The sequence below is a fragment of the Anisomitus miae (SeqCode) genome, from assembly GCF_054906395.1.
In genome coordinates, this window is the sequence record NZ_JBRACL010000009.1 from 109,980 (window position 1) to 117,682 (window position 7,703).

9 protein-coding genes and 2 pseudogenes are annotated in these 7,703 nt (G+C 30.5%); all 11 read right to left on the reverse strand.

Translation table 11 applies throughout. The features are described from left to right. Window position 1 precedes the first annotated feature (1 nt). Window positions 2–514, reverse strand: a pseudogene (gene cas7c / locus AALI31_RS07145) (type I-C CRISPR-associated protein Cas7/Csd2); the annotation flags it as partial. Between the two features lie 206 nt (window positions 515–720). Then, the gene (locus tag AALI31_RS07150) at window positions 721–855 is read right to left on the reverse strand and encodes a hypothetical protein (RefSeq protein WP_489885844.1); all 135 of its coding nucleotides are present in this window, start codon (window positions 853–855) and stop codon (window positions 721–723) included. A gap of 51 nt (window positions 856–906) precedes the next feature. Beyond that, window positions 907–1,563: an N-acetylmuramoyl-L-alanine amidase gene (locus tag AALI31_RS07155; RefSeq protein ID WP_489885845.1), complete on the reverse strand. Its 657-nt coding sequence runs from the start codon at window positions 1,561–1,563 to the stop codon at window positions 907–909. A gap of 41 nt (window positions 1,564–1,604) precedes the next feature. Continuing rightward, window positions 1,605–2,030, reverse strand: coding sequence for a phage holin family protein (locus tag AALI31_RS07160; protein ID WP_489885846.1), 426 nt, complete (start codon window positions 2,028–2,030; stop codon window positions 1,605–1,607). Between the two features lie 195 nt (window positions 2,031–2,225). Then, window positions 2,226–2,363 carry a hypothetical protein gene (locus tag AALI31_RS07165; RefSeq protein WP_489885847.1) on the reverse strand — a complete coding sequence of 46 codons (138 nt, stop codon included), beginning with the start codon at window positions 2,361–2,363 and terminating at the stop codon, window positions 2,226–2,228. A 1-nt stretch (window position 2,364) separates the two neighbouring features. After that, the gene (locus AALI31_RS07170) at window positions 2,365–2,658 is read right to left on the reverse strand and encodes a hypothetical protein (protein WP_489885848.1); all 294 of its coding nucleotides are present in this window, start codon (window positions 2,656–2,658) and stop codon (window positions 2,365–2,367) included. Window positions 2,659–2,662: 4 nt separating this feature from the next. Beyond that, window positions 2,663–4,822, reverse strand: a complete 2,160-nt coding sequence (locus tag AALI31_RS07175; protein ID WP_489885849.1) for a hypothetical protein — start codon at window positions 4,820–4,822, stop codon at window positions 2,663–2,665. A gap of 22 nt (window positions 4,823–4,844) precedes the next feature. Continuing rightward, the gene (locus AALI31_RS07180; RefSeq protein ID WP_489885850.1) at window positions 4,845–5,513 is read right to left on the reverse strand and encodes a hypothetical protein; all 669 of its coding nucleotides are present in this window, start codon (window positions 5,511–5,513) and stop codon (window positions 4,845–4,847) included. Between the two features lie 14 nt (window positions 5,514–5,527). Beyond that, window positions 5,528–6,319 carry a putative phage tail protein gene (locus tag AALI31_RS07185; RefSeq protein ID WP_489885851.1) on the reverse strand — a complete coding sequence of 264 codons (792 nt, stop codon included), beginning with the start codon at window positions 6,317–6,319 and terminating at the stop codon, window positions 5,528–5,530. Beyond that, window positions 6,303–7,373: a baseplate J/gp47 family protein gene (locus AALI31_RS07190; protein WP_489885852.1), complete on the reverse strand. Its 1,071-nt coding sequence runs from the start codon at window positions 7,371–7,373 to the stop codon at window positions 6,303–6,305. Before AALI31_RS07190 ends, AALI31_RS07185 begins: the two co-directional genes overlap by 17 nt. Further along, window positions 7,373–7,703 (reverse strand): annotated as a pseudogene (locus AALI31_RS07195) (flagellin N-terminal helical domain-containing protein); the annotation flags it as partial. The gene AALI31_RS07190 and the pseudogene AALI31_RS07195, both read right to left, overlap by 1 nt.

Consider the following 7,703-nt stretch of genomic DNA (forward strand, 5'->3'; position numbering starts at 1 on the left):
ATTAAAGTTTCTCTATGAGTTTTACACCGCTAGGAATTCCATTATTATCTACTGCGATCTCATAATCAGTGAAACTTCTCGTAGGTTTTGTATGATCCTTTCTCATTACGGTTATCAAGTCAAACAATTTGTGAGATGGTGCATTACCAAGAGCAGTTTCATGTTCAAATACAAACAGTTTCCTAGTTGCCATTTTTCCCCTGGAAGCAGAATGATCATGTTCGAACATATTTATAAGTGCTTCCCAAAATATTTCTAAATCCACTTCGCTAAACCCTGTGATCCTTTGGGCTAAATTAGCCGATATGTACCCTTCCATTCTATATAACCCATATGGTACTATTTGTTTTCTACCCATAGTTCTCTCTTTTTCTAAATCCTTCAAATTTGTAACCGCACATCTTGTAATTGTCAAATCTTGTGAGAAGATCGGATCTATACTCCTTCCGAAATTCAATTGAACTGGTCCCCTAACCTGACCACAATTCACCTCGTTACTCATTACCGCTCCAAATTTTTAAAAAAGTTTAGAGAGATACTTAGTGACAACTAGAGTATCTCTCTGTCTTGATTTTACGTACGTCATAAGGGTTGAAAAGTCCGTAGTTGTACGTAATGTATATTTAACGTACCTTATTATTATCTCCCTTATTGTCGACATTTAGTTGGAAATTTTGGGTATAATGGTAGGCAGATGCATTTTACATGTTGGCAAATATTTTATTTAACGTTATCATTAGTTATACCAGCAGTATTAGTATTAGTTCCTTGTTTTACCTCATACTCCTTCCCTGATATATTTCCATTTAACACCTTGTTAGTTGGAAGTTTGATGCTTGTCCATCCATATATCACCCCTCACACCTCCTATAAAAAAACAAAAAAGCAGGCTTATAGCCTGCTATCTTAACACACATATTTTGTTTTGAATTCATCCGTCTTTGACATCTCCGCTAGCATATCACCAACGGTTAAACCACTATTTAGCTTGCTGTCCCAGTACTCTAATCCATCATCATCTGGGTTACGATCAAACAATGATGCATATAGTTTTGTTATCAACGGTTTATAATCTATCTGATCCTTATTAACTAAATCCTTTTTAAACATATGCCATTTGTCCCAATTATTTTTTTGCCATATGTGTGGACATGTCTTCCTACTTGCATCATAATGCCTTACCACATTATCTATATGTATATTATATTTATCCATCAGGTATTTAGTTAGTTGTACTGTACTATTGTATGTTTTACCAAAATCTCCATCTTTGTTTATGCACATCTCTATACCTAAACTATTCTCATTTGTTATTCCATATTTACCGTTACCGTCTCCACAATGCCACGCCTTATCATTATCCTTTATTATTCTTAAAACCTGTTTATCATCTACAAAGTAATGTGCTGATGATTGTCTATCTCCTCCATTAAAATAATTATAATGTGCATTCGCATCTGCACCATTCGATGTATTCCCCGTATCATGTATTACTATATATTTAATAACTGATCCCTTTCGTGATGAAAAATTATATTTAACTAATTTCTCATTTATATTCATCCTTCTTCCCCCCAAAAAACCAAAAAGAGAGGTCTCCCTCTCTATTTTTTCACTCTTAAATTTTTAAGCACGTCTATTATCTTAGTTAATACATCTGGTATTTCTAATCCTGCCATTTTTGCGTTTTCTATGATTGATATAACTTCATTTATAATAAACGCAACCACTGTTATACTCTGTATATACTCAAATTGCACACCGAGTACTATTAAGTAATCCTCTAATATAGCCGCTAGCCCTACCACTAATAGTATCACTATCTTCTTTATTAACCCCTTATATCCTACCTTACTGGATAATCCTCCATCCCCATGCTTAGAGTTACCTGTTATAGCTAATGACAATCCTATAATATAATCTATAACCATAACTATTAGCAATGTCTTTATTGAGAAATCTATACCAACAAAAAAACCCAGCCATATTATAAACATTATGGCTAGGGTTAACACTATAACCTTTGTCAATGTATCTTTTTTTATTTTTACCACCCCCTTATTTAAAAACCCAACTCTCCTAATCAATTCTAAGGCGATGTTTTTAAGTTTTTGATATTATATACCTTTATATAAAATACCCTCTTAAAACATATTTAAATACAAATAAAGGGTATTTGAAATATTTATACAAATTTATTGAATAAATATACTCAAATTCAACTTCTATTTCGATTCTTTTATGTGTTCATACTCTTCATCACTTATAATTCCTAAATTTTTAAATCTTTCCAATTGACTATCCGTAATTCCACTTCTTAAATATCTCTCTTTTAATTCTAATGCCTTTCTACTTAATTCCATTCTATTTGACTCCTTCTAATTCTAATATTTTTAATTCCATTTCAGTTAAGGCTTGTTCAGTTTGAAGTTGATTTAATTCTAAATCTGTTACTAACTGTTCACTTTCAATTTGCTTTTTATCTAAATACTCAAGAATTTCATTTCCTTCATACTGAACTTCATCATATACATAAAATTCTTCTTTTAAATCATCATCTAATTTTTTTGTTAGACTTGTACGTATATATAATGTGTTATGACTTAAATCCTTTAGTTTGGGTTTAACTTCTGATATAACATTTGTATACATCTTCATTTCGTTAATCTTCACCTGCCTTAATATACATTAGATACGTAGCATACGTGTATGATGTGTTGGATTTAATCGATTCGGTTAATGCCGAATCTGTATGGTAATTTAACATATTTTTATACGCTCCATTAATATTTAGGTTAATAAAAATAAATTGTGTGGCATTATATGTTTGGTTGTACGCAGTCATACCAGAAACATAACTACCCCACCCAGTGCTAGAGCTACCACTGTTGTTATAACCAGGCAACATATTATTACCTAATCCTCTCATCTTTTGTGTATATCCATCTACTTGATATTCCTTATTCCAGGCACTATAATTAGGGTAATATATACTATACGACATTGACGATACTACTTGATTTGTCATTGGTTTGCAAACCTTAAGCGATCTTGTAGATCTATTATATTGCGTACTATTGACATACCAGTTATTATCTACAAGGTAATTTGATAACCAAATCATAGCATTGATTACTCCCCATTCGATCCCTGCAATCTTACCCGTATTCCCTTTATGCCACAATCCAGATTTATTTAATGTACCTGTTTCTCCTGCAAATATATTATTGTTGGTTGCTAAGTGATCGGAAAACAATCTTGTTTTGTACTTAAGCATATATAATGTTGCTAATAGTAAATTAATAGATCCTGTATAGGGACAATAATAATCTCCCCTTGATTTTACAGCATCTTCTATCTGCTTTATTGTATATTTAGTCGGCACTACGCCAGTCTTAGAATACAAATTATTAGAATCAATATAACCTTGAAAAGCTCCCACATATATTTTTTTTGCTATATTTCCATCTTTATCCATATGTGTATGACTGGAATATCCCAAGTTTGATCTTGATAATTCATAATCATCGCATACATGTATATCTAAATAATTGCCGTTTGCACTGTAATATACACCTATATATGGTATTTCGATCATTACATCACCATCTAATCCATTTAAATTAGATGGTGATCCATCTAGTTTCTTCGTGTAATCATTTGGGTTAAGATAATAATTAACTTTACCATTTTTAAATAAACATGGTTTTATATTCGCAAACAAATCAATACTATCCCACCCAGTATCAGGTGTTATATCTACTGCACTATTGGTATATGTAACCGCTTCCGAGGGTGAATTATTTGTCATGTCAATACGCATACCGTACATCTTGCGTGTAACAGGATTACCCATAACTATGTTGTCAGGATCTAAATTAAAATGCCCCTCCGAAGAATACGGGAAAAACCCATAGTAATAATCAACTTTTTGTGTAGCTGTGTCATCTGTAAATCCATTAGATTGATGTTTGTTTCTGGAGGAATTATCTAGTACAATTACTCCATCAGTCTCTGATGTAGGCTGCGATCCAATTTTGCGTACTACCCTAGTACCTGCCCACAATGCTGTAGATGTTGATTCTCCATCTGTAAAAAATAGTTTTATTGCATTGAATATAGGTACAACACTTATATTTGTTGTATTGCCTGGTATTGCACCCTCGGTTTTATAAAATTTACGTATATTTGTAATATCAAAATTGTGCGTACCATCATCAGAATAAGGAAATAATGCATAATAGTACGCAGTATCTAATTGTATATTTGTATCAACATAACCATTAATCTTATATTTATTTAGATCTTTGTTGTCTAATAGTAACTCTCCATCGTGTTCATTCGTGGGTGGGGAGTCAAGTTTACGAATAAGTTTAGTACCTACCCATTTAGATATTATTGCTCCATTAAGCACTTGATCTCCACCATCTTCCCACATTATGGTAACATTGGTGCTAGTGGATTCGCGAGAATGGATTTCAATAAATTTTGTTGGTGGCAATTTAATCCCCTCTATTTTTGTGCCACCTAAATTTAGGTCTATCCATTCTCCATTTATGTTAATAGACAGCTTATCATTATAATATCGCAAATCATGTGCCCCTTGCTCGGAATTTATGCTTAGTGTGTTATGTGTTGTATCTATAGGTGTGCTAGTACCAATATCAGGTGATGTACTACCACCAGGATCAATGCTATTAAGTCTAGTTATTATATTATCCAGTGCTTGTTTTACTGTACTATCTTGATTATATTTAACACTATCGGCGATTGTTTTAACATTTAACTCAATACCATCTTTTTTAAAGGTTAAATTACTCATTATTTATCTCCTCTGCAAAAAATTAGAGATTCAGAACAAAATCATCTTTAATTTGCTCTAAATCTCCATCTCTCAACGATCCTATATAATTATCTCCATTTTTAATCAATTCAAATTTATTATTAGTTACTGGTAAGCTAGATATTGCATTATCTATAGCATTAGATACATAATCACTTATATATGTTTTTACTGTATCATCCAACATATCAATATTGATACTGTTGTTAACTATATTTATATTGTTAAATACAACTTCTACATTTTCTGCTTTGCCAACTGATACTGCAAATTCAAAATTAAATACTGATGCTTGACCTTTTGCTGTTGGTCTTAAATATTCAAATTCTTCTCCTGCATGCAAATATGCATATAATATTTCTTCGTCTTTTATTTTTGCATATATACCAACTTCTCTAAATTTAAACGGATCTGTTAGGTCGTTAGAATTAATCTTAGCATGTATTACAGCTTGTGTATAATCTTGTGTTACTGCATATACATCTATAGTTTTTCTATGGTTTATGATATTAGTAATCGACTTTAAATCATCTATATTGATTGATTCATCTAGCTCACCATCTCCTATCTCTATTTTTGTAAATTTTATTTGATCACCTGCTATTACTCTGCTGTAAAATTCATATCCTTTTTTAGTTATTATAATGTGTTTATAAAATAGATTTTCCATTTTATCACCTCCTACTATATATTAACCTTAACATGTTTTATTTTATTTATAGCTATACCCGTATATATACAGTGCTTAATTTTATTGATATGTCTAAATTTAACTATATTACTTACACTTACATTAATTCCTATGCCTAAATAGTTGTTAATTAATGATATGTGTTGCGTTATTGGTGTTATATTTGTACGTTGATTGCTAACTTTATTAACTGATGGATATATGTATGTAGGTACTTTAATTTGATTATCTATGTCAGGACTTATTCTAATCTTATTTATAGTCCTTCGATTAATTGATAATTCTACACATATTATTTCACTTACAGATCTGTTAATTTCTAATTTATACCCTATATGTGCAGGTTTGTAATTATTTATAATATCAAGTAGACTTGTTGATTGCGTATATCCAATAAAATTATAGCTCTTTATTTTTATAGTATAATCAGAAATTATCTCTTCTACGATAATTGTAGGATCATATACCCTTAATAGCGACACAAAATTAAAATGATTAGCATGTACCTTAAGACTAAATTTTTTTATAACTAAATCAATCCTACTTTTAACATCTAAGTGCTTGTTGTTAATCCCTGCAAATCTTTCCCATTTATCTATACTTTTCTCCGTTACTGTTGATATAGAAAGTTCGTTTAAAAGCTTTTTACCATATTCATTTAAATAATAACTTTCAATTATTCCACTATCAAATATTTCTTCTAAATATGGAGCTTTTAATACAAACTCTGGTAAATAATTATTAAACCTAGATTTTATTTTTTCTAGTTCATTTTCTTTCTTCATAAACTATTCCCTCTAAAATTGCTTTTTCATCATAAGAGACCTTTATATTTTGTTTAAGCCCATTAATCAAAAGTACTTCAAAATCCTTAACACCATAACTTTCAATTACAACAGATATAAGCTCATGATATATTAAAGTATCTAAGGTTTCCATTAAATATTTATTTACGTTCTCTTCAAGTTTTTCTTTTACCTTATCCTTTTCATGTTGATTGACTAAACTTAAATTTACTATCTTTATACTAATAGGTATTTTATTAAAAGTAGTTATAGTTGCTTTAGATCCTATTGGTGCTTTCCCTGTTCCATACCCATTCTCTTCTAATGGACAAATATAGTCTTGCACCTTTTTAATTAATTCTTCATCAAGGATTTTTCCATTTTCTCCACCTACAATAACTTTAACTGTTCCATTACCGTAAAAACAAGGAATTGCTTTAGCTATTTTAACTCCATCAACCTCTAATGCCCATCTCTCGTAGTCCGTTACTGTTCCCACTCCTTCAGGATGTGAAACAACAAAATATAATCTACGCCTTAAATCTTCATCACTTTCAATATTTTCTCCACCAGTTATATCTTCAATTATTTCAATTTCCTTTATTTTTGAGTTATATTTAAATAAAGCTAGAGTATTATCTTTGGTTAAATTATAATTAGATCCAATACTTTCAGCTTCAATTTCACATTCTTTGTTACTCCTAGCTTCTTCTTTAATTATATATCTTAAAGAAGTTTTTTCATTAATAAGAATTGTTCCTTCTTCTATTTCAATATCTTCATCACTTTTTAAAATAACTTCTCCTTTAGCCTTTTCTCCTTGTTTTCTATATATTCCATGTTCCTTACATCTTAAATCTAAAAATTCTCCCTTAGCTGTTTCAATAAATGAAGATAAAAATCCATTTTTAAAAAATACTTGATTATTAATTATTTCAAGAGAAATTGCAGATACAATATCATTTAATATACTTCCTTCACTTTTATTTAAATCACTTTTTATATTTTTAAATATTCTCTCTTTGATTTCTTGCTCGTTTTCTAAATTAAACATTACACATCTATCCCTCCTAGCCCTAACTCCCTGCTCCTCATGTTACCCACACTCAATCCTATCATTTGCTCCCTATTCGCTCCTACTTGTAATCTTATCCCTTCTTCTTCCTTCTTTACAGTGTTACTAAACTCAAAACTACCACTTTTCCCTGCTTCTATTTTTGAATCCAACTTCTTCAAATTCAATGTTATTCCTGCAAATTCAAATGTCTCATCATCTTGAGGATTATCTAATGTGAAACTATCTAATAAATATTTCTTTCCTCCATTAAATCCTGACTTGTCAAATAATTCAATCGTTACTGCATCCCCTTGACCTTGAGCAGCG

Bases quoted from the DNA above. Each gene is read 5' to 3' on its own strand.
- AALI31_RS07170 (WP_489885848.1), bottom strand. From the start codon at position 2,658: ATGAAGATGTATACAAATGTTATATCAGAAGTTAAACCCAAACTAAAG.
- AALI31_RS07165 (WP_489885847.1), bottom strand. From the start codon at position 2,363: ATGGAATTAAGTAGAAAGGCATTAGAATTAAAAGAGAGATATTTAAGA.
- AALI31_RS07190 (WP_489885852.1), bottom strand. From the start codon at position 7,373: ATGTTTAATTTAGAAAACGAGCAAGAAATCAAAGAGAGAATATTTAAA.
- AALI31_RS07185 (WP_489885851.1), bottom strand. From the start codon at position 6,319: ATGAAGAAAGAAAATGAACTAGAAAAAATAAAATCTAGGTTTAATAAT.
- AALI31_RS07180 (WP_489885850.1), bottom strand. From the start codon at position 5,513: ATGGAAAATCTATTTTATAAACACATTATAATAACTAAAAAAGGATAT.
- AALI31_RS07175 (WP_489885849.1), bottom strand. From the start codon at position 4,822: ATGAGTAATTTAACCTTTAAAAAAGATGGTATTGAGTTAAATGTTAAA.
- AALI31_RS07155 (WP_489885845.1), bottom strand. From the start codon at position 1,563: ATGAATATAAATGAGAAATTAGTTAAATATAATTTTTCATCACGAAAG.